Source organism: Paenibacillus sp. YPG26 (assembly GCF_023704175.1).
GTDB lineage: Bacteria > Bacillota > Bacilli > Paenibacillales > Paenibacillaceae > Fontibacillus.
Genome location: NZ_CP084530.1, coordinates 3,214,144 through 3,240,303, shown reverse-complemented (window position 1 = coordinate 3,240,303; position 26,160 = coordinate 3,214,144). Strand labels below are relative to the sequence as shown.

Annotated in this window: 21 protein-coding genes and 1 riboswitch; of the genes, 17 read left to right on the top strand and 4 right to left on the bottom strand. The window is 51.9% G+C overall.

What is annotated here, in order from left to right:
* Window positions 1-387 precede the first annotated feature (387 nt).
* The 13 genes from LDO05_RS15410 to LDO05_RS15345 all read left to right on the top strand — a co-directional run bounded on the left by LDO05_RS15410 (window position 388) and on the right by LDO05_RS15345 (window position 16,916).
* On the top strand, window positions 388-1,269 hold the full coding sequence (locus LDO05_RS15410; protein ID WP_251376232.1) for a LysR family transcriptional regulator: 882 nt from the start codon (window positions 388-390) through the stop codon (window positions 1,267-1,269).
* Between the two features lie 154 nt (window positions 1,270-1,423).
* The gene (locus LDO05_RS15405) at window positions 1,424-2,752 is read left to right on the top strand and encodes an LLM class flavin-dependent oxidoreductase (RefSeq protein WP_251376231.1); all 1,329 of its coding nucleotides are present in this window, start codon (window positions 1,424-1,426) and stop codon (window positions 2,750-2,752) included.
* A 292-nt stretch (window positions 2,753-3,044) separates the two neighbouring features.
* A complete protein-coding gene (locus LDO05_RS15400) occupies window positions 3,045-4,109 on the top strand; it encodes an LLM class flavin-dependent oxidoreductase (RefSeq protein WP_251376230.1) in 1,065 nt (354 codons plus the stop codon).
* A gap of 157 nt (window positions 4,110-4,266) precedes the next feature.
* Window positions 4,267-4,761, top strand: a complete 495-nt coding sequence (locus LDO05_RS15395) for a DinB family protein (RefSeq protein ID WP_251376229.1) — start codon at window positions 4,267-4,269, stop codon at window positions 4,759-4,761.
* Between the two features lie 60 nt (window positions 4,762-4,821).
* Window positions 4,822-6,468, top strand: a complete 1,647-nt coding sequence (locus LDO05_RS15390; protein WP_251376228.1) for an ABC transporter substrate-binding protein — start codon at window positions 4,822-4,824, stop codon at window positions 6,466-6,468.
* Between the two features lie 19 nt (window positions 6,469-6,487).
* On the top strand, window positions 6,488-7,429 hold the full coding sequence (locus LDO05_RS15385) for an ABC transporter permease (RefSeq protein ID WP_251376227.1): 942 nt from the start codon (window positions 6,488-6,490) through the stop codon (window positions 7,427-7,429).
* Window positions 7,430-8,314: an ABC transporter permease gene (locus LDO05_RS15380; protein WP_251376226.1), complete on the top strand. Its 885-nt coding sequence runs from the start codon at window positions 7,430-7,432 to the stop codon at window positions 8,312-8,314.
* 134 nt (window positions 8,315-8,448) lie between these two features.
* Window positions 8,449-10,491 (top strand): ABC transporter ATP-binding protein, encoded by a 2,043-nt coding sequence (locus LDO05_RS18860; protein WP_276575517.1) that lies wholly within the window; start codon window positions 8,449-8,451, stop codon window positions 10,489-10,491.
* 117 nt (window positions 10,492-10,608) lie between these two features.
* The gene (locus LDO05_RS15365; RefSeq protein WP_251376225.1) at window positions 10,609-11,901 is read left to right on the top strand and encodes a homocysteine synthase; all 1,293 of its coding nucleotides are present in this window, start codon (window positions 10,609-10,611) and stop codon (window positions 11,899-11,901) included.
* A gap of 262 nt (window positions 11,902-12,163) precedes the next feature.
* Complete coding sequence (locus LDO05_RS15360; protein ID WP_251376223.1) at window positions 12,164-13,078, top strand: fumarylacetoacetate hydrolase family protein; 915 nt, start codon at window positions 12,164-12,166, stop codon at window positions 13,076-13,078.
* 399 nt (window positions 13,079-13,477) lie between these two features.
* Window positions 13,478-15,415 (top strand): heavy metal translocating P-type ATPase, encoded by a 1,938-nt coding sequence (locus LDO05_RS15355; protein WP_251376222.1) that lies wholly within the window; start codon window positions 13,478-13,480, stop codon window positions 15,413-15,415.
* A gap of 155 nt (window positions 15,416-15,570) precedes the next feature.
* Window positions 15,571-16,512 (top strand): thioredoxin-disulfide reductase, encoded by a 942-nt coding sequence (gene trxB / locus LDO05_RS15350; RefSeq protein WP_251376221.1) that lies wholly within the window; start codon window positions 15,571-15,573, stop codon window positions 16,510-16,512.
* 170 nt (window positions 16,513-16,682) lie between these two features.
* On the top strand, window positions 16,683-16,916 hold the full coding sequence (locus tag LDO05_RS15345) for a glutaredoxin family protein (protein ID WP_251376220.1): 234 nt from the start codon (window positions 16,683-16,685) through the stop codon (window positions 16,914-16,916).
* A gap of 114 nt (window positions 16,917-17,030) precedes the next feature.
* On the opposite strand, the gene LDO05_RS15340 is transcribed toward LDO05_RS15345, so the two are convergent.
* Window positions 17,031-17,228, bottom strand: a complete 198-nt coding sequence (locus LDO05_RS15340) for a hypothetical protein (protein WP_251376219.1) — start codon at window positions 17,226-17,228, stop codon at window positions 17,031-17,033.
* Between the two features lie 238 nt (window positions 17,229-17,466).
* On the opposite strand from LDO05_RS15340, the gene LDO05_RS15335 reads away from it, so the two are divergent.
* Window positions 17,467-18,651 carry a transglutaminase domain-containing protein gene (locus tag LDO05_RS15335; RefSeq protein WP_251376217.1) on the top strand — a complete coding sequence of 395 codons (1,185 nt, stop codon included), beginning with the start codon at window positions 17,467-17,469 and terminating at the stop codon, window positions 18,649-18,651.
* Between the two features lie 79 nt (window positions 18,652-18,730).
* Here the strand turns inward: LDO05_RS15335 and LDO05_RS15330 are convergent, their stop codons facing one another.
* Both LDO05_RS15330 and LDO05_RS15325 read right to left on the bottom strand, forming a co-directional pair.
* Window positions 18,731-20,194 carry an amino acid permease gene (locus LDO05_RS15330; protein ID WP_251376216.1) on the bottom strand — a complete coding sequence of 488 codons (1,464 nt, stop codon included), beginning with the start codon at window positions 20,192-20,194 and terminating at the stop codon, window positions 18,731-18,733.
* A gap of 107 nt (window positions 20,195-20,301) precedes the next feature.
* A riboswitch (Lysine riboswitch) is annotated at window positions 20,302-20,499 on the bottom strand.
* Between the two features lie 136 nt (window positions 20,500-20,635).
* Complete coding sequence (locus tag LDO05_RS15325) at window positions 20,636-21,781, bottom strand: virulence factor (protein ID WP_251376214.1); 1,146 nt, start codon at window positions 21,779-21,781, stop codon at window positions 20,636-20,638.
* Window positions 21,782-22,013: 232 nt separating this feature from the next.
* On the opposite strand from LDO05_RS15325, the gene LDO05_RS15320 reads away from it, so the two are divergent.
* Both LDO05_RS15320 and LDO05_RS15315 read left to right on the top strand, forming a co-directional pair.
* Complete coding sequence (locus tag LDO05_RS15320) at window positions 22,014-22,988, top strand: MBL fold metallo-hydrolase (RefSeq protein ID WP_251376212.1); 975 nt, start codon at window positions 22,014-22,016, stop codon at window positions 22,986-22,988.
* A 139-nt stretch (window positions 22,989-23,127) separates the two neighbouring features.
* On the top strand, window positions 23,128-24,762 hold the full coding sequence (locus tag LDO05_RS15315) for an ABC-F family ATP-binding cassette domain-containing protein (protein ID WP_251376210.1): 1,635 nt from the start codon (window positions 23,128-23,130) through the stop codon (window positions 24,760-24,762).
* 54 nt (window positions 24,763-24,816) lie between these two features.
* Here the strand turns inward: LDO05_RS15315 and LDO05_RS15310 are convergent, their stop codons facing one another.
* Window positions 24,817-25,005, bottom strand: a complete 189-nt coding sequence (locus tag LDO05_RS15310) for a hypothetical protein (RefSeq protein ID WP_251376209.1) — start codon at window positions 25,003-25,005, stop codon at window positions 24,817-24,819.
* Between the two features lie 190 nt (window positions 25,006-25,195).
* Between LDO05_RS15310 and LDO05_RS15305 the strand changes: the two genes are divergently transcribed.
* Window positions 25,196-26,056: a cation diffusion facilitator family transporter gene (locus tag LDO05_RS15305; protein ID WP_276575595.1), complete on the top strand. Its 861-nt coding sequence runs from the start codon at window positions 25,196-25,198 to the stop codon at window positions 26,054-26,056.
* Window positions 26,057-26,160: the final 104 nt, after the last annotated feature.

Here is a 26,160-nt window from a genome sequence, read left to right as displayed (position 1 = left end):
AAATATAAGTTTGTATCTCACAATCCACCTCCGCAGGTTTTTCTCAAACTCCGTATCAAATTAAGGATTAAGCCTTTCTTCCCAATAGTTCAACGCAAAGGGTAAGAACGCTCCTGCATCTTCGCATGGCTACGTCTTCAACACCATACTACCAAAAATTAACTAAGGGACAAATATGCGTAAGGTCACAGTGTCCGCAACATCATAGGATAGGTGCGAAATACCATAATGCTGAACCTCGTATACAGGAATAGGAAAAATTGGAGATTTGTAATTGACGCTGGCAGCAGAGTGCCGTATACTCGTCCCTAAACCACAACTTACACATTTAAATCCGAGTTAACTAATATGTTAAATGTGTATTATAGAAAAGGGAGGGTCTGAAGTATGAATCTGGATAATCTTGAGGCATTTGTGTACGTCGTTCATTATGGAAGTTTTAATAAAGCAGCAGATGCTCTATTCTTGTCACAGCCTTCGGTAACAGCCCGGATTCAATCACTTGAACGTGATTTGGACTGCCAGCTGTTCGACCGGATGGGCAAGAAGATCCATCTTACCGACAAGGGTCAGAGGTTTCTGCCGGATGCGCAGCAGATTCTCCGTATCTACCAAAGCTCCAAGCAGCATCTGCACCGGGCGGCAGAGGTGACGGGTGAACTGAGGATAGATTGTACAATTTCGGTATCTAATTATGTCATTCCACAGATTCTTCCCCGGATCAAGGAAGAGTTCCCGGGGGTTAATATCAGGCTCAGCACAGCAGCCAGTGACCATATTCTCCGCCGTGTCCTTGGCAACGAGAGTGATCTGGGGCTCGTAAGAAATGTGATCCATCCTCAAATCCATTCCCTGAAGCTGTTAGAGGACCCGATTAAGCTCTTTGTCTATGAAGGGCATCCTTTTACAGAGCTTGAGAGTGTGTCCGCTGAGCTTCTTAGTAATGAGCCGTTCATCTTTTTTGAATGCGGTTCACTGGACTGGATCCGAATCCAGCGTTCGTTCGAAAGCTTGACGGAGCCGCCAAAGATTAATTACCAGGTTGATAACCTGGAGACTGCCAAGAAGCTGGTGATGAACTGCGCCGGAATCTGCTTCCTGCCAGAGCTGTGCACGAGTAAGGAGGTTCAGGAGGGCAGGTTGGTACCCGTGCCGGTTCCTGAGATTTCAGGCAATGTGCTGCATACCCATATTATCTCTCGTATAGGAGAGAGTACCTCGCTTGCTCAAGCTTTTCTGACGGCTGGACGAGAAGCGCTGCTTCATTAAATAAATGCATATCAAAGTTATCTATAAATGAATAGAAAGAGTCGATTAGCCGCCTGATTGACGGAGGGGAAAATTGGGTGGTATATTTATCGCCATAAATACGATTTAACTTATCGGAATTATATAAATTATACAGCTGAAGGAGGAGATGCTAATGGCTAGTTCTAAAAAGTTGAAATTCGGCGCGCTGATTCATGGGGTGGGAGGTTCAGTATCCTCGTGGCGGCATCCGGAGGCGATTACAGACGCCAGTGTGAATTTTGAATTCTATAAGCGCCAGGCCATAAAGGCGGAAGAGGGCAAGTTCGACCTGGTCTTCATTGCGGATGGTCTATATATTAACGAGAAGTCCATTCCTCATTTCCTGAACCGGTTTGAACCTGTTACGATCCTGTCTGCACTAGCTGCGGTTACCTCGCGAATTGGTCTGGTTGGAACCCTGTCGACCTCTTATAGTGAGCCTTTCAATGTATCCAGGCAGTTTGCTTCATTAGATCAAATCAGCGGCGGCCGCGCAGGCTGGAACGTGGTTACCTCTCCACTTGAGGGCTCGGCTTTGAATTTCGGCAGGTCAGAGCATCCCTCCCATCCACAGCGCTACAAGATCGCAGAAGAATACCTGCAGGTATCGAGAGGGTTATGGGATTCCTGGGAAGATGACGCGTTCGTTCGGGATAAGGAGTCGGGCGTCTTCTTCGATCCTGAGAAGCTGCACACACTGAACCATAAAGGAGAGTTCTTCTCGGTGAAAGGACCGCTGAATATTGCCCGCTCCAAGCAGGGACAGCCGGTAATCTTCCAGGCGGGATCTTCGGAGGACGGGAAGAATCTTGCCGCCAAAGAAGCCGACGCGGTATTCACCGGGCATGACTCTCTGGAGGAAGCCATAGCATTCTACAAAGATGTGAAGGAACGTACTGTCCGGTTCGGAAGATCGCCGGAGGATATCGTGATTCTACCGGGAATCGGGCCGATTGTAGGCAGAACGGAAGAAGAAGCGGAGCGCAAATACCAAGAGATTGCCGGACTTGTGACTATAGAGAATGCCCTGAACTATCTGGGACGGTTCTTCGAGCATCATGACTTCTCGCAATACCCGCTGGATGAACCGTTCCCCGAGCTTGGAGATTTCGGTTCCAACAGCTTCCGCAGCGGAACAGACAAGATCAAGAAGAAAGCGAAGGAGCAGAATCTAACGCTTCGTCAGGTTGCTCTGCAGTCGGCAACCCCGAGAACCGGATTCATCGGAACGCCTGAGCAGATTGCCGATAAAATTCAGACCTGGCATGAGGAGGGCGCTGCTGACGGATTCATTATTCATTCGGATCTGCCAAGCGGACTGAGCGATTTTGTGGAGCTGGTGGTTCCTATCCTTCAGGAACGCGGATTATACAGACTGGATTATGAGGCCGACACGCTGAGAGGAAATCTGGAGGTTCCTATTCCTGAGAACCGGTATGCCAAGCAAAAAGTCAACATTTGATGGACACAGCGCCTATTCTAGCTTGCATCAATAGACTGAAATAGGAGCTTATCCGCCATGCAGCATTGAAAAAATAATCGGTGAAGAAAGGGAGCTGCAGCCATACGAAAAAGGAAGCCGGAACGTCCGTATCTAGATGATGAGACTGGCATGATCGGATTTAAAGGTGCACAGCCGGAGGTATGGAGGGACACCAACCAAAACTTTGATTATTTTAGAAAGCTGGCGCTTAAGGCGGAATTTGGAGTTCCTATAAGAAATGAACATTAATATCTAAAGGGGATTGGACCAAATGAAATTTGCCCTGTTCAGCCTGATGATGAACATTCCCAATTCCGTAACAGGGGAGACATTGACGGCCCAGCAGAAATTCCGGAACGTGCTGAACCAGGCGGTTCTGGCTGAGAAGCTTGGCTTTGATGCATACGGAGTCGGAGAGCGCCACGGTGCCCCGTTTCTATCCTCTTCTCCGCCGTTAGTACTGACTGCTATAGCAGCGAGAACCTCACGGATCCGCCTGCTCAGCACCGTGACTGTTCTGAGTGTGCTGGACCCAGTCCGGGTGGCCGAAGACTACGCTACACTCGATCACCTGTCCGGTGGAAGACTCGAGATGATTATTGGCAAAGGTAATGACCCGCGTCATTATCCGCTCTTCGGGATTACCGAGGAGGAGCAGTGGGACTCTCTTGCCGAGCGGTATGAACTGCTGAGACGTCTATGGCGAGAAGAGAATGTCACCTGGGAAGGGCGTTATCGCACACCGCTTGATCGAGTTACAACACAGCCAAGACCGCATCAGAATACGATTCCGATATGGCATGGCAGCGCATCAAGCACGAGGTCTACGGAACTCGCAGCGAAATACGGTGAGCCCATCTTTTCTTCGAATACCTTTCATCCTATGGCTAAATATAAAAATTTGATCGACCATTACCGTGAGCGCCTGGCCTACTATGGGCACGATCCCAACACGGCTGTGGTCGGCGCGGGCGGAGGCAGCTTGTACCTTGCGAATACAAGTGAAGAGGCGATTCGGCGATACCGTCCTTACTATGCTTCCTTCCAATCCACGGATTCCGCCAAGCATAACCAGTCCCCTTTCAAGGACCTTGAGGATAATATTGAGAACGGCCCTGCTCTGGTTGGAAGCGCAGATCGCGTCATCGAGAAGATTCTGAAATATCATGAGGCCTACGGGCATCAAGCGCTCAGCATCAGTGTAGATGGCTTAACCGAGGCTGAGCAGCTGGAGCAGGTCGAGCGTTTTGCGGCTGAGGTTATTCCTGTCCTGAAGCGGGAGATCCCGAGCACGGTCTGGGAGACTCCATCAGCGCTGGAGCCAAGTCTGATCTAAATAGGTTCAGACTTATGTTATACAGGAATGACTCTTCTCCAGAATCGTTTCACACACTGTCCAGGGCAGCTCTAAGTTCAATTTATACTGCAATCTTCAATTTATAATCCGACTAATTCAATAGGTTAAATAAAATTAATTTCAGGAGGAATCTACGATGAGTACCGTTCATATCCCAGACTATCTGGATACTTACCAAGTGTTAGAACAAGCCACTGAGAATCTTGGCCCTGAAGAACTGAGATGGAAGGCATCACCCGAATCATGGAGCATTACGGAGGTCCTGACCCACTTGGCTGATCATAACTTTGTTGTGTCTTTCCGGATTCGTGATCTGCTTGCCGATACGACGGCTCAGCTGCCTGCCTTCAATCAGGATGCCTGGGTATACGGCCAGAAGGCGAACGAGAGCGGCATTGAAGAGATTCTGAAGGTCTATCAGGCTTTGCTTCAGTATAACAGCTTGCTGTTTGGACGCTTGACGGAGAGTGACTGGAATAAGACGGCATTGAATTTCAAAGGGGAGCCGGTAACCGCCGAAGCGATTGTATCCGGGTTCATCAGACATGTTCATCACCATGTAGGTCAGATTAACCGGATCAAAGAGGCATTTGCAGCCATATCCACTCAGGATGGAGTGCCCCAGGCCTAACCAATCAGGGACAGAGCAAGCAGCCATATGCATTCAAATTGTCAAGAGGGAGAGATCATATTGAACAAGAGAAGAGCTTCAAAATGGATGAAATTTGCCTTGGTATCCGCCACGTTCGTGCTTGTGCTTACCGGATGCACTTCGAGCAAGGGAGCAAGTGAGACTGGAACGGCCAAAGCAGCTGCGGAAGGGAGCAGCACCGTGGAAGGCGGCGAGCTGACCTATGCGCTGGCAACCTCACCGGATTCCCTGGATCCAGGCACCAGCGGATATGCCGTCTCACACCGGGTATTTCGCAATATTTTTGACAGCCTGGTATCTGCACTGCCGGATGGTACTTTCAAGCCTTGGCTGGCCGAGAGCTGGACGAAGTCGGACGGTGGACAAAGTTATACGTTCAAGCTCCGTCAGAACGTTAAATTTCATGATGGCACCCCATTTAACGCTGCTGCGGTGAAGGCTAATTTTGACCATATTCAGGCGGATCCCGGCGGGCAGGCATACAGCCTGTTAGGCCCTTACGCGTCCTCGGAAGTTATTGATGATTATACGATCAAGCTTAACCTTAAGGAGCCATTTGAGCCATTGCTTAGCGGGCTGAGCTCGGGATTTCTGGGGATCTCCTCACCTAAGGCGCTCCAGCAATATGGCGAACAATACAGCAAGCACCCTGTAGGAACAGGTCCATTCAAATTCGTGAAGTGGTCTGAGAATGATGAAGTCGTACTCGAGAAGAATGCGGACTATGCATGGGGACCACCGACCGCGGATAACAAAGGGGCATCCCGCCTGAACAAATTGACCTTCAAAATTGTGCCTGAAGAGGCGACCCGGATTGGCAGTGTGCAGAGCGGACAGGTGCTCGCCGCAGAGACAGTGCCCCCGCAGAATATTCTCGCTTTGAAGAACGATCCGAATATTAAGCTGGAGCAGTCGGTCACCAACGGTACAGCCTTCAGCCTTTATTTTAATACCAAAAATGAGCCCTTCAACGATCCGAAAGTGCGCGAGGCCATCCGATATGCCGTGGATGTGGATTCGATTGTGAAGACCCTGTACCTGGGCACTTATCAACGGGCGTGGTCATCCCTGACCCCCGGCATTCTCGGTTATGATGCTTCTCTTGAGAATAGCGTGAAGGCCGATGCCCAGAAGGCCAATCAGCTGCTAGATGAGCTTGGCTGGATCAAGGGAGCGGATGGCATTCGCGAGAAGCAGGGCAAGAAGCTGACGCTCCGGTACGTCGAGCCTTCGCCCAACCGGGAGAAGCGCAATGATATCGCCGCAATTGTTCAGCAGCAGCTTAAGCAGGCAGGCGTAGACGTCAAGCTGACGATTACCAAGGATACCACGACGCTGGTAACCAAAGGGGAATACGAAATATTCGGCAATTCCCAGGTTAAGGCGGACCCTGATATTCTGCGTAACCTGTTCCGTTCAGATCGTGTGTATGCCAAGGGCGGTACGAATTATTCCAATGTGAACGATCCTGAGATCGATAAGCTGCTGGATCAAGGCTATCAAGAGAGTGACCCGCAGCTGCGAAAAGAGATCTACGCACAAATTCAGCAGTATCTTATCAAGAATGCGATTGTGCTTCCGATCTATTTATTCCCCTACACCGTAGCTCACTCGAATAAGGTGGAAGGTCTGAAATTCGATCTTCTGGGGTATCCGCAATTCTATGACGTAAGTATTCACAAATAGACAAAGGGGAGGAAACCAAGTGACTGGAGTGATCTCAACCCGCCTGCTATCCTCCTTACTCGTGGTTCTTGGTTCGTCGATGCTGGTCTTCATTATCATGTACCTGCTGCCCGGCGACCCGGTGCTGATCATGCTTGACGGCAATGCCTCCTCTCCGGAGGCGATAGCCCGCATTAAGAGTCATTTGGGGCTTGATCAGCCCTTCCATGTCCAGTTCTACCGGTACTTCACCCATCTGCTGCAAGGGGATTTTGGAGTATCCAGAGTGAATAGTGACCCGGTCCTTCCCAAAATAATCGAGCATGTTCCAGCGACACTCGCGCTTACTCTAGTCAGCGCGTCAGTGTCGCTAATTGTCGGCATTGTGCTTGGTGTGCTCTCAGCCATCCACCGTAATGGTGTAATTGATTTCGTCGCCCGCTTCATCGGCTTGTTCGGAATTTCGATGCCGGCATTCTGGACGGGAATTCTTCTTCTGTTATTGTTCTCTGTTCAGCTGGGATGGTTCCCGGCAATGGGATCTGACGGATGGAAGACCCTTGTTCTGCCGGGACTGACCTTGGGTCTGGTCGGTGCCGGCTTCATCGTCCGGATGGTGCGTAATACGATGCTGGAGGTATTGGGAGAGCCGTATATCATAACGCTCCGGGCCAAGGGGCTCTCAGAGAGGGCGGTTATGTACCGCCATGCCCTGCGTAACTCGCTGATTCCAGCCCTGACAATGATGGGCCTTACAATCGGGGAATTGCTCAGTGGAACCGTGGTGACGGAGACAGTATTCGCCCGGCAGGGAATTGGAAGGATCCTGGCTGACGCCATTATGTCCAAGGATATTCCCGTGGTCCAGGGGGTTATCTTTTTTACCGCAATTATTTATGTGGCAGTTAATCTGATCGTGGATATCTCCTATTCCTTTATCGATCCAAGGGTCAGACGTTCGCAGCTGAAGGGAGGAGTCTAGATGAAAGAGGCTACGGCGCTTAAGCCGATCTGGAAAATAAACCGGAAGCAGAAAGCATCCCCCCGGCAAATCAGCATATCCAAAGTATTCTTGTATGCGGCCGGTGTACTCGTTGCCTTCATGGCGGTGTGTGCGGTCGTACCCCAGTGGATAGCGCCTTATTCACCAGAGACCATGGATCCTGCCAGTCTGCTTCAGCCTCCCGGGACGGCTCACCTCTTCGGTACCGATTATTTTGGCAGAGATGTCTTCAGCCTGGTCGTGTATGGTGCCCGGGATTCCTTGCTGATCGGCGTCGCTTCTGTCCTTGTGGGAGGCGGGATTGGAGGGGCCATAGGCGCTTTATCCGGATATGCAGGCGGATGGGTCGATACAATAGTCATGCGAATCATTGAAATTCTAATGTCCATCCCGGGCATTCTGCTGGCGCTTGCGATCGCGGCAGCTGTGGGGCCGAGTCTGTTCAACATTGTGCTGGCCGTATCGGCGGGAGTCATCCCGAATTACGCAAGAGTCATGAGAAGCCAGGTGCTGACGGTGAAGAATAAGCCCTATGTGCTGGCATCCCGTTCCATTGGAAGCTCAGAGCTGAGGATTTTTGTGAAGCATGTTCTTCCCAACTCCTTGTCCCCATTCCTCGTAATGGCGACCGTTGGCATCGGCACCTCAATATTAACAAGTTCAGGACTCAGCTTTCTTGGTCTCGGAGTGATTAAGGAGATCCCCGACTGGGGAACCGTTCTGTCACAGGGGAGAGGTTATCTGACGGTTGCCTGGTGGATATGCACTTTCCCTGGTCTTGCTATCGCCTCGTTCGTGCTAGCGGTTAATTTGATCGGTGACCGGATCCGGGATGTGCTGGATCCAAGAAAGAGCGGCAGCTAAAGGCAGCTGCAGGCCACTATAAGACTAGTAACCTCAAAAAGAAAGAACCTTGACAGGACTTTGATTAAGCTCAATAGCTCTACACGATCTATGGCCACGGTTAGTTATTCGGTACAAATTGCAGGAGGCAGCCTATGACGGAACCTTTACTAACAATTGAAGGATTGTCGGTCGAATTCGAGAAGTCGGGTACAACCCTTGAACCGGTATCCAATGTATCGTTCCATATTGGCCGTGGTGAGACGGTATGCCTTGTGGGGGAATCCGGCAGCGGCAAGACGATCACATCCAAGGCGATTATGCGGCTGATTGATTTTGAGCAGGGCCGTATCAAAGCAGGCAGCGTTAAGCTCGGCGGTGAAGAGTTGACCACACTCCCGTCAGGTCTGCTGCGGGCCATACGGGGCAAAAGAATATCAATGATCTTCCAGGAGCCTATGGCGGCATTTGATCCTGTCTTCACCATAGGTGCCCAGCTTGTGGAGACAATCCGCCGTCATGACAGGCGGACAACCAGAGAGGCGCGGGCTCATGCTGTGCACCTGCTCCAGCGCGTTGGACTGCCGGAACCGAGGCTTCGGATGGATCAATATCCAAGCGAGCTGTCAGGAGGTATGCTGCAGCGGGCCATGATTGCCATGGCGCTTGCCTGCGGCCCGGAACTGCTTATTGCCGATGAGCCGACTACGGCACTAGATGTCACTATTCAGGCTCAGATTCTGCACCTGCTTAGCGAGCTTAAGGCTGAGCTGGGGATGTCTATTCTGCTGATTACGCACGATCTTGGCGTAGCTGCCGAACTGGCAGACCGGATGATCGTGATGTACGCGGGGAGAATTGTGGAACAGGCGCCTGCCGACCGCTTCTTCGCAGAGCCAAGGCATCCTTATGCAGCCGGGCTGCTGCGTTCCATCACCACGATGGACAGTGACCGCACGGCTCCCCTGTATACGATTGAAGGGGCCCCGCCGAATGTCGCGGAATTCCCGTCAGGCTGCCGCTTTCATCCACGTTGTCCGCTTGCTACGGTCAAATGCAGACAGGAGACTCCTCCTCTAGTCGGCGACGAAGGCCATGAAGCGGCATGCTGGCATACGGACGAATTACATAGGGACATGGCGCTGCCTGCGTCAGACCGGATCTTTGCGGGGGCCCGAAATACGGGAATTCTCCCCGTTCAAGGAGATGGGGAGAAGGAGGCGCCGGCTCTTGAACAAGAGTTGTTGTTTCAAGTGGAGGGGCTCACCAAGCATTATCCTGTGAAGAGTGCATTAGGTCTTACCAAAGCTGTAATTCATGCGGTGGACGACGTGACGTTCTCCATACAGAAAGGAGAGACCTTCGGGTTGGTTGGTGAATCCGGCAGCGGCAAATCGACATTGGGTCGTGTCCTGATCCAACTCGAGAAGGCTACGGGCGGGAAGGTCATCTTTCAGGGCGAGGAGCTCACGTCTATAAAGGCAGAACGCCGGAAGAGCCTTAGGGCGGACATGCAGATGATCTTCCAGGATCCCTATGGGTCTGTTAATCCCCGCTGGACCATCGGGGATACGATTGCTGAACCGCTGGAGGTGCATCAGAGGCTCAGCACCGCAGAGCGGAGGAGCAGAGTGGAGGAGCTGCTTGGCTGGGTCGGTCTCAATCCGGCCTGGGCCAGCCGATATCCGCATGAGTTCTCTGGCGGCCAGCGGCAGCGGATCGGCATTGCCAGAGCGATTGCGCTCCAGCCCAGCTTTGTGCTGGCGGATGAAGCGGTGTCGGCGCTGGATGTATCCGTGCAAGCCCAAATTGTGAATCTGATGCAAGAGCTGCAGAGCCGCCTTGGGCTGACCTATGTATTTATCGGACATGGCCTGAATATTGTCAGACACATTTCTTCACGAATTGGCGTAATGTACCTCGGTCACCTGGTGGAGGTGGCTCCCGCCGAGGAATTGTTCCAGCATCCTGCCCACCCCTATACGGCCGCGCTGATCTCATCGATTCCCCGGGCTGACTCGGCAGGGAGCAGGAAGTTCTCTGCGATCCAGGGTGAAATTCCCTCTCCTGCTGCCCCGCCAACCGGCTGCCGGTTCCACACGCGCTGTCCAGCTGCTACAGCCAGATGCCGGGAAGAAGTGCCGAGGTTAGCCGAGATCGGGAGCGGACATTCTGTCGCTTGTCATTATCCGTTATAAATATAAAACACACTATTTTTGTCGGAATAGTCTTTTCAAATAGCAGATTGTGTGAGAGAATATGGAAAATGCATTTCATTCTGCAGTATTTGTTACTTGAGAAGGAGGATTTTATTCATGTCAGAAGAACGCAAGCTAGCCTTTGAAACCTTGGCCATTCACGGTGGACAAGAAATTGATCCAACCACACAATCCCGTGCAGTACCAATCTATCAGACTACCTCTTACGGGTTCCGTGATACCGAACATGCGGCGAATCTGTTCGGTCTCAAGGAATTCGGCAATATTTATTCCCGGATCATGAACCCGACCAATGATGTATTTGAGAAACGGATTGCCGAGCTTGAGGGTGGAGTTGGGGCACTTGCAACCTCCTCTGGACAGGCTGCAATCACGTTCTCCATTCTAAACATTGCCGGGGCGGGAGATGAGATTGTATCTTCATCGACACTCTACGGCGGAACTTATAACTTATTCTCAACTACGCTTGCGAAGCTCGGCATTAAAGTGACTTTCGTGGATGCCTCCAATCCGGAGGATTTCCGGGCTGCGATTACTGACAAGACCAAGGCTTTGTATGCCGAGACTCTTGGTAATCCTAAGGGAGATGTACTCGATATCGAGGCGGTTGCAGCCATTGCGCATGAGAATGGCCTTCCGCTGATCGTGGATAATACATTCCCAAGCCCTTATTTGCTGCGTCCGATTGAATTTGGAGCTGACGTTGTCGTGCACTCTGCCACGAAGTTCATTGGCGGACACGGAACAACGATCGGCGGCGTCATTGTGGACAGCGGCAAGTTCGACTGGAAGGCAAGCGGCAAATTCCCGGGTCTGACTGAGCCTGACCCAAGCTACAATGGAGTTGTCTATACCGATGCGGTGGGACCTCTCGCTTATATTATCAAGGCCCGTGTACAGCTTCAGCGTGATCTCGGGGCTTCATTATCTCCGTTCAACTCTTGGCTGCTGCTGCAAGGGCTTGAGACTCTGCACCTGAGAGTAGAGCGTCACAGCCAGAATGCGCTCAAGGTCGCCCAGTACCTGGAAGCCCATGAGGATGTGGAATGGGTCAGCTACGCGGGTCTGCCGAGTCATGCTTCATATGAACTGGCCAAGAAATATCTGCCTAAAGGTCAAGGTGCTATTCTTACCTTCGGCATCAAAGGCGGCATTGAATCTGGACGCAAGCTGATTCATAGCGTGAAGCTGTTCTCCCACCTGGCCAATGTCGGTGATTCCAAATCCCTGATTATTCACCCGGCAAGCACAACTCACCTGCAGCTTACGGAAGAAGAGCAGGCGAGCGCTGGCGTGACGCCAGGCTTGATTCGCTTATCGATCGGCACCGAGTCGATTGATGATATTCTGTATGATCTTGAGCAGGCCATCAAGGCCAGCCAGGCGTAAATGATCTAATTAATACCTTGAAACGCCGTAGCTCCTGTGGGGGATGCGGCGTTTTTTACTTTTTATATGGATTGAACTAAAGACTGCGTGTTCAGGCTGGTTACCTCAAGTTGAGAACGAACTTCCGCAGAGAAGGAGGTATACAGGCCTGCCCGCTTGTTATTTGCCCGGGAAAGGGCTACAGTCTAACGTAAATGATAGATCGTCCATACATTGGCAGTAGAAATGTGGATTGGCAAAACACTTAAGGAGGCTAGTGGAAATGAAGCTGTTAAACTTCAAAACAGAGAACGGTGTAAGACTGGGGGTGGTGACCGAGCGGGGAGTGCTGGATGTAGCGAGAGCGCTGGATACCTTTCCAGCGGAATCTGAGACCCCTGTTCCGGTTACGGTGCATCAAGTAATTGAGGGCGGCCAAGATGCGGTTCGAACTTTGGAAAGATACGCTAAGCAGTTGACTGCCGAGGAGAATGGACATTCTGGGTTATGGCTGCAGGAGGAGGAACTGGAATGGGCGGCCAGTGTGACAAATCCGGACAAAATCATCTGTGTGGGGCTGAATTACCGCAAGCATGCCCAAGAGACCGGTGCCCAAGTTCCGGAATACCCGATCCTGTTCAATAAGTTCAACAATGCCATCGCCGCTCATGGCGAGGATATCCCCCTTCCTAGAGTGTCGGACAAGGTGGATTACGAGGCAGAGCTGGTCATTGTTATCGGCAAGGAGGCCAAATATGTTCCGCAGGAACAGGCGCTGGATTACGTGTTCGGTTACTGCGCAGCTAATGATCTGTCCGCCCGTGATCTTCAGATGCGAACCCCGCAGTGGCTGCTGGGCAAATCCTGTGACAAGTTCTCCCCGCTTGGGCCCTATCTCGTTACAGCCGATGAAGTTGGGGACCCGAACCAGCTGGAGATCAAGTGCAGCGTGAACGGAGAGATCCGGCAGCATTCGAACACATCGGATATGATCTTTGGAGTGGAGGAAATCGTCAGCTATATCTCACAGCATATGACGCTGGTTCCAGGCGACATTATCCTCACCGGCACACCGGAGGGTGTCGTGCTGGGCTACCCGCCGGAGAAGCAGATATACCTTAAGGCTGGAGATATCGTAACCATCGAGATTGAGAAATTGGGCACACTGACTAACCGGATGGCAGCCGAGCAGAATTAGGACTGTAGTTAAGATGGGCTTACACAATTAATATGGCTGAATGCACTTGTATCTGAGGAAAGGCTTGAATTTGCGGCCGCTGTACCCGCTTTGGGATTATAAGTGTTAAATTCTTAAGAAGAATGCTGGCGTGATTATCCGCATGAGCATTCTTTTTGTTATGTCTACTTTTTGAATGCAGAGACTCCTGGCGCCGCGGTTCATGGCCCCTTTACAAATAAAGGGGAAAGGATTAGAATAAATTCAAAGTTGTAAATGGGAAACAATATTGTACCACTACAACAATGATTATCATTCTCAATAAGCATGCTGCTTTCGGGGTTCCCCGGAAGCAGCATGTGCTGTTTTAAGGGGATTAATAACGGGTCTCATTCTCAATTAGAAAGGAACGTGATTCATATGCAAGCTATTCACAAATCCATTCCCGCCGCGAACAAAATGGCAAATAAACCGGGGCCCCGCCGCAACAGGCGGCAGACTCTGGGAAGTCTGCTCCGCCATAAGGAGATGCTTCAGGCGCTTGGAAGCGGAGCGCTGATGCTGATGGCCTGGGGCATGCATGACTGGGTCCCGCTGCTGTCCGTCCTTGTCTATGTGACCGCTTATGCGGTTGGCGGCTGGGGCAAGGCCAGAGACGGGATTGAGACGTTGGTGAAGGAACGGGATCTGGATGTTAATCTGCTCATGATCGCAGCCGCTATGGGCGCTGCGGCTATTGGGTATTGGAACGAAGGAGCAATGCTGATCTTTATCTTCGCGTTAAGCGGTGCTCTGGAGTCATTCGCCACAGAGCGAAGCCGTAAGGATATCTCCGCTCTGATCTCCCTGAAGCCGGAGACGGCTCTCCGTATTGACAAAGGGGGAATGAAAGTGGTACCCGTCACGGAGCTTGAGGTCGGCGATCTGCTGCTGGTTAAGCCGGGAGAAGTCATCCCGGCTGATGGAGTCATTGAGAGTGGAAGCTCATCTGTGAACCAGGCATCCATTACCGGTGAGTCGATACCGGTGGATAAGACAGCTGGCGCGGGAGTCTATGCGGGAACTTTGAACGGAGAGGGTGCACTATATATTAAAGTCAACTGCCCATCAGAAGGATCGTTGTTCTCCAAGATTATTACACTTGTAGAGGAAGCCCAGAGCGAGGTTCCCCGCACGCAGCGGTTCATTCAGCGGTTCGAGGGCATATACGCACGAATTGTCGTGGGAGTTACCTTGTGTCTGGTGGTTCTGGCACCACTGGTGCTGGGGTGGACGTGGGAAATGAGCTTTTACAAATCGATGGTCTTCCTTGTGGTTGCTTCACCCTGCGCGCTTGTCTCTTCCATTATGCCGGCTATGCTGTCCGCGATATCGAATGGAGCGCGCAAGGGTCTTCTGTTCAAGGGAGGCGCCCATCTTGAGAATCTGGGATACACCTCTGTCGTGGCTTTCGACAAGACTGGAACGCTTACAATGGGAGCTCCTGAAGTAACGGATCTGATCGTGGCTGACGGGTATGAACCGGATGAAGTCCTGCGTTACTGCGCTTCAGCGGAGAATCTGTCCGATCATCCGCTGGCGCGGGCAATCGTGAAGGAAGCAGAGAAGAGAGGGCTTGAATTGCTGCCTGCAGAAGAAATGAAGAGTGTTGCAGGGTGGGGGATTGAAGCCCGGGTCGGCGGGGAAGTATGGAAGATCGGCAAGCCCTCTGCTATGGGAGCCGGACTGCCCGAATGGTGTAGGGAGGAGATCCTCAAGCTGGAGTCGGAAGGCAAGACGATATCTGTGGTTGTGCACCGGGATTGTCCGGTCGGTCTTCTTGCGCTCAGGGACAATATTCGTCCTCAGGCAAGGGAAGCTGTAGCACGGCTGCGCAAGCTTGGCATACAGACTGCCATGCTTACGGGGGATCATAACATAACGGCGACTGCCATTGGACGCGAAGCCGGAGTGGATCAGGTATACGGGGATCTGCTGCCTGCCGGGAAAGTGGAGCATATTAAAATGCTGCGTGAGAAGTATGGCCATGTTGTCATGGTCGGCGATGGGGTTAATGACGCTCCGGCCCTGGCCACCGCTTCGGTAGGCATAGCGATGGGGGCAAGCGGAAGCGGCACCGCGCTCGAAGTCGCGGATGTGGTCCTGATGAATGACGATCTGGAGCGGATTGCCGGGGCCATCACCTTGTCCCGCCGGGCAAGACGGATTGTGAAGATGAATATCGCTTTTGCGATCAGTGTGATCCTGCTCCTGATTGCCGGCAATTTCGTACAGGGAATTCCTCTGCCGCTTGGGGTAATCGGGCATGAAGGAAGTACGATTCTTGTCATTCTGAATGGATTAAGACTGCTTAGATAGCATCTTCATCATACCTTCATTTAACCTTCACTGAACGTGTCCGTTAGCAATATTGACGATTCATGGGGGATTTAAGATAATGATGATACAAAGTAAACAGCTTGTAATTTTCAGAAAAATATAATGATCCAAGCCATTTGAAGGAGACGATTGGTATGTATAAATCTATTATTGTTGGAACTGGACCTGCGGGTCTGACCGCCGCGATCTATCTGGCGCGCGCCAACCTCAGCCCGCTCATCATAGAAGGACCTCAGCCTGGTGGACAGCTGACGACCACTACAGAAGTTGAGAATTTCCCTGGATTCCCTGAAGGGATCATGGGGCCTGAGCTCATGGACAACATGCGTAAGCAGGCTGAACGCTTCGGCGCCGAGTTCCGTACAGGCTGGGTGAACAGTGTGGATACAAGCAGCCGTCCATTCAAGCTTCAGGTAGAGGGTCTTGGGGAACTGGTGACGGAGACTCTGATTCTGTCAACAGGCGCTACCGCCAAATATCTTGGAATCCCAGGTGAACAGGACAATGTGGGGCGCGGTGTCAGCACATGTGCGACCTGTGACGGGTTCTTCTTCCGGGGCAAAGAAATTATCGTTGTCGGAGGCGGGGATTCGGCGCTTGAGGAAGCGGGCTTCCTGACCCGGTTCGCATCCAAGGTAACTTTGGTTCACCGCCGCGAGGAGCTGCGCGCTTCGAAGATTATGCAGGACCGCGTTCGCGCGAATGAGAAGGTAGAATGGGCACTTAACCGGACTCCGGTTGAAGTTATCGCAGGAGAACGCGGGGTAACGGGTCTGAAGGTACTTAACAACGTGACCGGCGAAGAAGAGATTATTGAAGCCAGCGGTGTATTCGTGGCCATCGGGCATCACCCGAATACCGGCTTCCTTGGAGGCCAGATCACTACGGATGAGAACGGATATATCGTGGTGAAACCGGGAACTTCCGAGACCAATGTCAAAGGTGTATTTGCCTGTGGTGATGTTCAGGACACTCGTTACCGTCAAGCGATTACAGCGGCGGGCAGTGGATGTATGGCTGCCATTGATGCGGAGAAGTATATTGAAAGTCTGGAGCATGAGGCTGCGGTTCAGTAACAGGTGCTCATCATGGAATAGACGTTCGTGATGCAATAGAAGACGCTCATCATGCGATAGACGTTCGCGATGGAATAGACGTTCGGATGTAATAGATGATTATCCTGCAATAGATGTTCCTAAGTATTAGGGCATTTATGCAACAACAATTGAACAGGAGTGAATAAATCATGGAACAAGCGATTGTATACACAAGTACGAACTGCCCTCACTGCAAACAGGTGAAGAGCTTCCTGACCGAGAAAGGCGTGTCCTTTGAGGAGCGCAATGTGGAGACGAACGAAGAATTTGCACAGCAGGTATTTGATATGGGTATGCGGGCAGTTCCGGTTACTTTGATCGGCGAATTCAAGATTGTAGGGATGAACAAGCTGCAATTCGATAAGGCTTTAGCCGCTATCTAATATTATATAATAAGGCACTTCCTATGCAGACCATGCTGTAGTCTGCCGGAAGTGCCTTTTTGCTGTGATAATAGCTTGTATTGTGTTATTCAGACATCCCGTCTGCAATCGCATTCAGGTTATGAGATTAACAACAAGCATAAAGACCAAATAACCTGCTACACCGGCTCCAATCAGAGTGAATCCGGCTTTCTTCCTGGATTGGAACAGACGAAGAGCGCCCAGACTGAAGAGCGGCGCTATAATCAGCAGAAAGAAAAATACAGTAACGAACATCTGCACGGAAATGTCAGAAATATTCGGGATCGTCATGACTCTCTTCACTCCGCTTCTATAAGTTACAGACTTGTGCAATGAGAATGATCACACTTTTAATTTTATTATAACGAAAATCCGGTTTTTTGGGTTGTTTTTTCAGGGGAAAATCGGGCCGAAATACGTCTATTGTATGAACAAAGCTGCGGGGCTTGTCCCGAGCAGTCGACAAAACTAGAAGGCCTTTGACCTGCCGGGCTATGATACAATATTGCCAGGTAGCAATCCCGGATAGATGACGAGGACATGGAGCCTCCGGGAGACAGCAGTCTGGAGAAGGGCGGAAGCGGCAATGAGGAAACGCTGGTTGGAAGGTGCAATGATCGTGTTGACAGGCTCGCTGCTTTTTGGATATATCCCCTCAGCAGCCAACTGGGGAGCCGTTGTATACGCCGGATCTGAGCAAAGTGCGTTGACAACCGCCGGCCAAATTCAGAGCAAGCTGACGAGCGCAGCGAAGGCCCGGCTCAGCACTACTACGTTCACCTATAAGGGACAGACCTCGAAGCTTCGCTCCCTGCTAAGCAAGGCAATAACCGGAGCTCTTGAGTCGGATGTATATACCAAGTATATTACAGACAGCTACTCGTTCAGCTGGCGGGGAACATCGGCTTCCGCCGTAGTGACCGTGCGGTTCGTATACAGGGAATCGGCTGCGCAGACCAAAGAAGTGGACAGCCGTGTGAAGCAAATTGTGAAAAGTGTGATCAAGCCCGGAATGAATGATCATCAAAAGGTAAAAGCGCTGCACGACTGGATTGTGCTTCATCTGAAATATGATACAACTTTACGTAAATATACGGCTTATGAAGGCCTGAAGACGGGAGAGGCGGTATGTCAGGGCTACTCTCTACTTGCTTATAAATTATTACTTGAAGCGAAAGTACCCAATCTGATCGTGGAAGGGACAGCCGGAGGGCAGCTGCATGCCTGGAATCTACTGAAGCTGCAGGGACAGTGGTACCACATGGATACGACCTGGGATGATCCGACACCGGATAAGGCCGGACAGGTGCATTATAATTACTATCTTCGAACTGATAAGCAAATGAAGCGGGATCACAGCTGGACGCGTTCGTACCCCGGGGCTGGAACCGATTATAAAGATACTCTGCAATCGCTCTGGAAGTCGGCTAGCGGGGCAAGCAAAGCGGCCTATGAATCCCTTCAGGAGGATCTGGGATACAGTTTGTATCAGACCGGAGCTGCCGTGAACACGGCTGAAGGACTGAAAGCCAAAGTACTTGAGGCCATCAAGCAGGGCAAGAATACGGCAACGCTTCGTTATTCAGGCACTGAGGAGCAGCTAACGAGGGATCTCACCCAGCTGTACGATCTCGATATCCGTCATATTACTTATTACAATGAACCTCTTGAGGGTACTTCTGATCTTAAAGTTAGAGTGAATTGGGAGGATTAGAGTAACAAATGAAAGGGAATGTCTACTGACCTTGCGGTCTGTGGACATTCCCTTTTTGTATGCGGATATGAAGAGCTCGTTAGTCTAGGTGCGCGCCTGTGGTCACGTCACATTGCTCAAGTGGAATGACTTTGGTGCGTTTGATCCACTTGTATCCGAGCCATACGACCAGGAACAGCGGTATGCTGATATAAGAGACAAGAATGCCATACCAGTCGATCCCGTTCTCCGAAATGGCGCTATAGCTCTGGCCGAGAATAACGATGAAGCAGAGTACAAAAGCAAACAGCGGGCCAAACGGGAACCAGCGTGCTTTGTAAGGCAGCTTGTTCAGATCCAGTCCCTGGGCTACATAAGCCCGTCTGAAGCGGTAATGGCAGACCGCGATGCCGAGCCACGTGATGAAGCCGCACATCCCCGAGGCATTCAGCAGCCAGGCGTAGACAACTCCGTCTCCGAACATCGAGGCCAGGAAAGCCGCCATGCCGACCAAGGTTGTCAGCAGCAGCGCATTAACCGGAATTCCGCGGTGATTCAGCTTGGCCAGGAACTTCGGTGCCTTGCCTTCCTTGGCAAGGCCATATAAGACCCGGGAGGAAGCATACATTCCCGAGTTGCCGGCTGACAGCACGGAGGAGAGAATAACCGCGTTCATGACCGAGGCGGCAAAAGCAAGCCCGGCCTTCTCGAACACCAGCGTGAACGGGCTGACACCAATGTTATCTACACCGCTCTTAAGCAGGTCCGGGTTGGTATAGGGAATGATCAAGCTGATGACCGTGATCGCCAGAATGTAGAAGATCAGAATACGCCAGAACACCTGGCGAATGGCCTTGGGTACGTTCTGCCGCGGATTCTCGCTTTCTCCGGCGGCAACTCCGATCAGCTCCGTGCCCTGGAAGGAGAAGCCCGCAGCCATGAACACGCCGAGGAAGGCGAAGAAGCCGCCGTGGAATGGAGCATCTCCAATGGTGAAGTTCTTGAACCCAACGGTCTCTCCGCCGATAATGCCAATAATCATCAGCACACCGACCGCGAGGAAAATAATAACGACAGCAATCTTGATGATGGCGAACCAGTATTCAGACTCGCCGTAACCTTTGACAGAAAGGATGTTCAGGGCGAATATTACCGCCAGGAACAGCAGGCTCCACCAGAACGAGTTGCTGTCCGGGAACCAGTACTTGATAATCAGCGTGGCTGCGGACAGCTCGGCCGCGATGGTAATTGCCCAGTTATACCAGAAGTTCCAGCCTAGGGCGAAGCCGAGCGAAGGATCTACGAACCGGGTGGCATAGGTGCCGAACGAGCCGGAATCCGGCATATAGGTCGCCAGCTCTCCGAGGCTGGTCATCAGAAAGTAGACCATGATGCCGACGGCGGCATAAGCGAGAAGGGCGCCCCCCGGGCCAGCGGAAGCTATGGCCCCTCCGCTCGCAAGGAACAGGCCTGTCCCGATGGAGCCCCCGAGGGCAATCATCGTCATGTGGCGGGCTTTGAGTCCGGTCTTGAGCGATACAGTAGCAGCTTTGCGGTTGCTCATATGAATTCTCCTTAATATAGAGTGGAAAGATGTGTCTTGAGGAAGCGCCAAAGAAGCCGCGGAAGAAATTACCGCGGCTTCGTACCTAATACCCGCATCATACCTTCAAACAAGATAGCTCAACACATTCATCCGTTGGTATGGACGAACGTGACAGTTCTGTCCCTTTCGGCAACAGCCCCAGCAGAAGTGTAATATAAGGAACAGTTCCGCTTCGGCGGCAGTGCCTTTCATCCCGGGATCGACAGCGTCCTTATACGCCTTCCCCGGTCTACTCTTCACTTGCCGCGACCTCTACCTCATCTGATATCCAGGAAATGATGAGGTAATATTTAATTGTCTCTTCCAGCTAACAACCACCATTTGAATCTGAAACTTCATCCAGTATAAATCAACAAAAACTGAACAGCAACAGACAATTTATGCAAAAAATCAACGTATTTATGACACTCCGCTCTCACCCCGGCGGGCCATCTGCTGCCAGACGGTTCCTGCTGCCTGCTCCCCGGATTCGATGCGCTCAAGCGCCATCCGCGCCTGCAGACTGACCTCGAATTCGGGGTCATCCGCTGCTGCTTCAAGCGCTTCTCTGGCGTCGTCCGTCCCGACTTCATACAGGAAGCGCGCAGCTCGCCAGCGCACCAGCTTGCTGCGGTCGGACAAAGCCTGGATCATCGGCCCGGTCGCTGCCGGATCGCCGATGTCCGAGAGCGTGTCGCCTGCCGTCCGGCGCACGGCGGCAGAGCTGTCGCGCAGCGCTTCGTAGAGCAGCGCCATGGCGCCTGGCGTCCGGATATCGCCGAGGTAGACCACGGCGAGCCGCCGCAGCTGCATCTGCGCATCCCGCAGCGCTTCCGCCAGCAGCGGCAGCGCCTCTTCGCTTGGCTGCAGCGCATCCAGCGCGGCATAGCGCACGCGCCAATCCTCGCTCTGCATCCGCTCCTGCACCTCATTCAAGCTGAGTTCGCGGCGCTCCTCCACGAATTCGTTCTCGCTGCGGCCATGGGCGATGGCCTGGCGGATCACTTCCGCGAGCCGCTCGGGAGGGAAGGCCGCTTCAATCTCCTGTTCGATCTCCCGCGCAATGTCTTCAAGCTCGCCATAACGGACGCCGTAATCCACGAGCTTGCGCTCTTTGATCAGGGTCGCGCTGGCGACCTCGGTCACCGCATTCACGAAGCGGTCTGACAGGGAGATCCGCTCCTCACGGGAGCCGGACTTCACACGGACCTGCATCGGAATGCTGCGGAAGAACTGCACGAACACCTGGGCTTCGCCGTAGCCCGTGTTCGGAGCCTCATCGTCCGGCTTCCAGGCGGATTCCACGCCTTCCTGGCCGAACTGCTCCTGGACGCTGGCCAGAATGGAGGACCATTCGGCATTGCCTCTGCGGTCGAGCGCGATGAAGTCCGCGGTATGAAAAATACTCTTCACACCAGGGATACGCAGCAGCTGCTGAATCCAGGCTGGAGCGGAGCGTTCGTTATCAGACGTATATGTTTTGCGCAGGCCGGGGGCCAGAGTCTCGTCAAGGTGAAGCTTCATCGTATTGGGACTCGGGGTCGGTTCGATAAATTTGATTTTCATAGATGAATGACATCTCCTTTTTGGTTCTTGCCTCTATTTTACAACAATTGATGACGTATTCCTAAGTATGGACGTCATGACCGCTTAAAACCGCGAATACTGTGGAATAAATAGGGATGAGAGTGAATTTGGAAATCGGGGTAATAGTAGGTTAAGATGAAGAAAAGGCGAGGGAACAGGGAGACCTTTTATTAGACTATACAGGTACAATAGGAAGGGAGGAGCCCTCTTCATGCCCAGACACCGCTTTAACAATATTGATAATGTAAGCACAGACAAGACACTCAAGCAGTTCAGCCAATGGCGCGAAGAGCGCCGCAGGAAGAAGAAGGATTATTCTTATGTTATCCCTAACTCGGAACCCGAGATTGAATATTTGAAGAATAACAGGGAGGACACCACGATCACCTGGATCGGGCACTCGACTTTCCTGATTCAATATCATGGACTCAACATCGTGACCGACCCGGTATGGGCCCCGAGAATGGCTTTTCAGCGGCGGCTCGGATCTCCGGGAATCCCGATTGAAGACATTCCCAAGGTGGATATCATTCTGATCTCCCATTCCCACTACGATCACATGCATATCTCATCCATCCGCCGGCTGTACGGAGAGAACACAACGATCCTGGTCCCTGTGGGACTGAAGCGGAAGATGGCTCGCAAAGGCTTCAGCCGATGTGAGGAGATGCAGTGGTGGGAGGACCTGACGGTGAAGAATGTCAAATTCTCCTTCGTGCCGACCCAGCACTGGACACGCAGGACGCCCTTTGATACGAACACCTCCCATTGGGGAGGGTTTGTTATGGAGATTGATCCTCCCGAGCAGAAGGAGCAGGGGGATCCTGTGATTTATTTTGCCGGGGACAGTGGTTACTTCAAAGGCTTCAAGGATATTGGCGACCGGTACAACATCGATGTTGCCCTAATGCCGATCGGGGCGTATGAGCCCGAGTGGTTCATGACCTCACAGCACGTCAATCCCGAAGAGGCGATTCAGGCGTTCCTGGATGTGAAGGCCAAGACGATGGTCCCGATGCATTACGGTACCTTCAAGCTGGCCGACGATACGGCGCGCGAAGCGCTGGACCGCATGGAGGCGGAACGCAAGAAACGGGGCATTCCCGAAGAAGCGATTCGTGTGCTGCTCTACGGGGAGACCCTCCGCTATCCGAAGCTTAAGCCATCCGAGACATCTTCCCGCTAAGGTTAGTTCCCTCCCCGGGGGATTTCTATGCTATAATGATGAGCTAGATGGAATGAACTAAAGACTGAGTGATGAATTGCCTCTTTAGTTCATTCCATCTTAGATTCGTGATAATAGATGTAAAGGATGGTAATGATTAATGATCAGTACAACTGGTGTAACGCTCCGTTATGGAAAACGAGCACTTTTCGAAGATGTAAATATAAAGTTCACGCCAGGGAACTGTTATGGTCTGATCGGCGCGAATGGTGCCGGCAAATCCACGTTCCTGAAGATTCTGTCTGGAGAGATCGAGCCGAACACAGGTGAAGTTCATATGACTCCGGGCGAGCGTATGGCGGTTCTGAAGCAGAACCATTACGAATATGATGAATATCCGGTTCTCGAAACGGTGATTATGGGTCATGCCCGTCTATACAGCATTATGAAGGAGAAGGATGCGCTGTATACCAAGGCGGATTTCTCCGAAGAAGACGGTCTGCGCGCAGGTGAGCTGGAAGGCGAGTTCGCGGAGATGGACGGCTGGAATGCGGAGTCTGACGCGGCTTCACTCCTGATCGGCCTCGGGATCGAGAAAGATCTGCATGACAAGAAGATGAGCGAGCTCAGCGGTAACGAGAAAGTGCGCGTCCTGCTTGCTCAGGCCCTGTTCGGTACTCCGAATAACCTGCTGCTCGATGAGCCTACCAACCATTTGGACATTGACTCGATCCGCTGGCTTGAGAACTTCCTGCTTGATTATGAAGGCACTGTTATCGTGGTATCCCATGACCGTCACTTCCTGAACAAGGTATGTACACACATTGCGGATATCGATTTCGGCAAAATCCAGCTGTATGTGGGCAACTACGATTTCTGGTATGAGTCCAGCCAGCTTGCTCTTAAGCTGACCCGGGATGCCAACAAGAAGAAGGAAGAGAAGATCAAGGAGCTGCAGGCGTTCATTCAGCGCTTCTCGGCCAACGCCTCCAAGTCGAAGCAGGCGACTTCCCGTAAGAAGCAGCTCGATAAGATCACCCTGGATGATATTCGTCCTTCCAACCGGAAATACCCGTTCCTTCACTTCAAGGCGGAGCGTGAAGCGGGTAAGCAGCTTCTGACGGTTGACAGCCTGACCAAGACTATTGATGGCGAGACGGTGCTGAACAATGTCAGCTTTGTCGTGAACAAAGGCGACAAGATTGCATTTGTGGGACCGGATGGACTTGCAAAGACAACATTGTATCAGGTCATTATGGGCGAGACCGAGGCGGACTCCGGTGAGTACAGCTGGGGTGTGACGACTTCCCAGGCTTATTTCCCTAAGGATAACTCGGCTTACTTCGACGAGGTTGATCTGAATCTTGTGGAGTGGCTGCGTCAATATTCGAATGACCAGGATGAGACCTTCCTTCGCGGATTCCTTGGACGTATGCTGTTCGCTGGCGAGGAAGCCCTGAAGAAAGCAAGTGTGCTCTCCGGGGGAGAGAAGGTTCGCTGTATGCTGGCGAAGATGATGCTTAACGGCGCGAACGTGCTGATCTTCGACGAGCCTACGAACCACTTGGACCTCGAATCCATTACGGCCCTCAATAACGGCCTGATCGATTTCGACGGCACGATTCTGTTCGACTCCCATGACCATCAGTTCATTCAGACGATTGCCAACCGGATTATCGAGATTACTCCGAATGGCGTAATCGATCGTCAAATGTCCTATGATGAGTACCTGGAGAACGAGGAGATTCAGAAGCTGCGCAAGGAGATGTATCCAGCCGGAGTTCTGAATTCATAAGTATAAAAAATGCTGTCCCTTGGGTTTAAGGGACAGCATTTTCTATAGGAGCTCCTAGGATCCGCCCGTGCGGCGGCGCTGGTTGTTCGGTTTTTTGGTGTTCTGACTCTTCAGCGTCTTGGTGGATTGGAGGCCGTTTTGGCCTTGTTTATTGGAAGCCTGATTCTGCTTCTTTTGCTGTAATTTCAGCCTCATGGCTTCTGCGAGGTCGATTTTTTTAGGCTCTTTAGTCTCTTCGGTCATCGTTATCATCTCCTTTGTGTGATGGGAGCGCTGATCTTATTCTATACGTTTTTAAAACATCGGACAACGGGAATAATGGTTATATTGTATTTTTGGCCCTCTAGGGGATTAGCTGTGTAACCAGGAAAGAGCGGAGGTGGTCTGAGGAGTGGACACATATAAAGAGATCAGGCTAGGGGAACGCGGCGCCATGATCAGTATTGCCGCATACCTGGTGCTGTCCGCGTTGAAGCTGATAAGCGGGTATTTATTTCATTCGAGCGCTCTGCTTGCGGATGGCTTCAACAACGTGACTGATATCATTGCTTCGACTGCCATTCTGATCGGTCTGCGCATTTCCAGAAAGCCGCCGGATTCAGATCATGCCTATGGACATTTCAGGGCAGAGACCGTGGCCGTACTGCTGGCTTCATTCATTATGGCAACGGTAGGGATTCAGGTGCTGATTGAGGCGGGCAGAGGACTTTTTGAAGGAGGAAAAGCAGCTCCCGATCCCTTGTCGGCAGTCATTGCGCTTGTGAGCGCGGCCGGCATGTTCTGTGTCTATATGTATAACCGGCGATTGGCCAAAAGAATTAATAATCAGGCGCTGATGGCTACAGCCAAAGACAGCTTGTCTGATGCCTTTGTAAGTATTGGTGCAGCCATTGGCATATTCGGAGCTCAATTCGGGCTGCCCTGGCTTGATAGCGTAGCGGCTATTGCTGTAGGGCTGCTCATCTGCAAGACCGCTTGGGAGATCTTCAAGGATGCCACATACCGCCTTACCGACGGCTTTGATGAGAACGAGCTGCAGGATCTGCGGAGCTCGATTGCCCGGATACCGGGCGTAGAGAGTCTTAAGGATGTGAAGGCCCGGGTACACGGGAATCACGTGCTGGTCGATGTTGTTATTGAAGTGGACCCGGCACTTAGTGTAACGGAAAGTCATGAGATCAGCGACTTGATCGAAGCCCGAATGGGAGAACGTCATAATATCATGAGTGTTCATGTTCATGTGGAGCCAAGACAGGGAGAGGCCAAGCAGGCGGAGCACCTGGGCAGAAGTTAGCTAGAGAGGGAATCGGGTGTGCATACGAGGCGGCGTAAGCTATTTCAGGGTCAATAGACCAGGGAATAGCTTATTTTTTTGTGAGTAGGCATAAAGACCTGTCC

Coding starts and splice junctions, on each gene's coding strand:
- LDO05_RS15410 (WP_251376232.1), top strand. CDS start 388: ATGAATCTGGATAATCTTGAGGCATTTGTGTACGTCGTTCATTATGGA.
- LDO05_RS15405 (WP_251376231.1), top strand. CDS start 1,424: ATGGCTAGTTCTAAAAAGTTGAAATTCGGCGCGCTGATTCATGGGGTG.
- LDO05_RS15400 (WP_251376230.1), top strand. CDS start 3,045: ATGAAATTTGCCCTGTTCAGCCTGATGATGAACATTCCCAATTCCGTA.
- LDO05_RS15395 (WP_251376229.1), top strand. CDS start 4,267: ATGAGTACCGTTCATATCCCAGACTATCTGGATACTTACCAAGTGTTA.
- LDO05_RS15380 (WP_251376226.1), top strand. CDS start 7,430: ATGAAAGAGGCTACGGCGCTTAAGCCGATCTGGAAAATAAACCGGAAG.
- LDO05_RS18860 (WP_276575517.1), top strand. CDS start 8,449: ATGACGGAACCTTTACTAACAATTGAAGGATTGTCGGTCGAATTCGAG.
- LDO05_RS15365 (WP_251376225.1), top strand. CDS start 10,609: ATGTCAGAAGAACGCAAGCTAGCCTTTGAAACCTTGGCCATTCACGGT.
- LDO05_RS15360 (WP_251376223.1), top strand. CDS start 12,164: ATGAAGCTGTTAAACTTCAAAACAGAGAACGGTGTAAGACTGGGGGTG.
- LDO05_RS15355 (WP_251376222.1), top strand. CDS start 13,478: ATGCAAGCTATTCACAAATCCATTCCCGCCGCGAACAAAATGGCAAAT.
- trxB (WP_251376221.1), top strand. CDS start 15,571: ATGTATAAATCTATTATTGTTGGAACTGGACCTGCGGGTCTGACCGCC.
- LDO05_RS15345 (WP_251376220.1), top strand. CDS start 16,683: ATGGAACAAGCGATTGTATACACAAGTACGAACTGCCCTCACTGCAAA.
- LDO05_RS15340 (WP_251376219.1), bottom strand. CDS start 17,228: ATGACGATCCCGAATATTTCTGACATTTCCGTGCAGATGTTCGTTACT.
- LDO05_RS15335 (WP_251376217.1), top strand. CDS start 17,467: ATGACGAGGACATGGAGCCTCCGGGAGACAGCAGTCTGGAGAAGGGCG.
- LDO05_RS15330 (WP_251376216.1), bottom strand. CDS start 20,194: ATGAGCAACCGCAAAGCTGCTACTGTATCGCTCAAGACCGGACTCAAA.
- LDO05_RS15325 (WP_251376214.1), bottom strand. CDS start 21,781: ATGAAAATCAAATTTATCGAACCGACCCCGAGTCCCAATACGATGAAG.
- LDO05_RS15320 (WP_251376212.1), top strand. CDS start 22,014: ATGCCCAGACACCGCTTTAACAATATTGATAATGTAAGCACAGACAAG.
- LDO05_RS15315 (WP_251376210.1), top strand. CDS start 23,128: ATGATCAGTACAACTGGTGTAACGCTCCGTTATGGAAAACGAGCACTT.
- LDO05_RS15310 (WP_251376209.1), bottom strand. CDS start 25,005: ATGACCGAAGAGACTAAAGAGCCTAAAAAAATCGACCTCGCAGAAGCC.
- LDO05_RS15305 (WP_276575595.1), top strand. CDS start 25,196: ATGATCAGTATTGCCGCATACCTGGTGCTGTCCGCGTTGAAGCTGATA.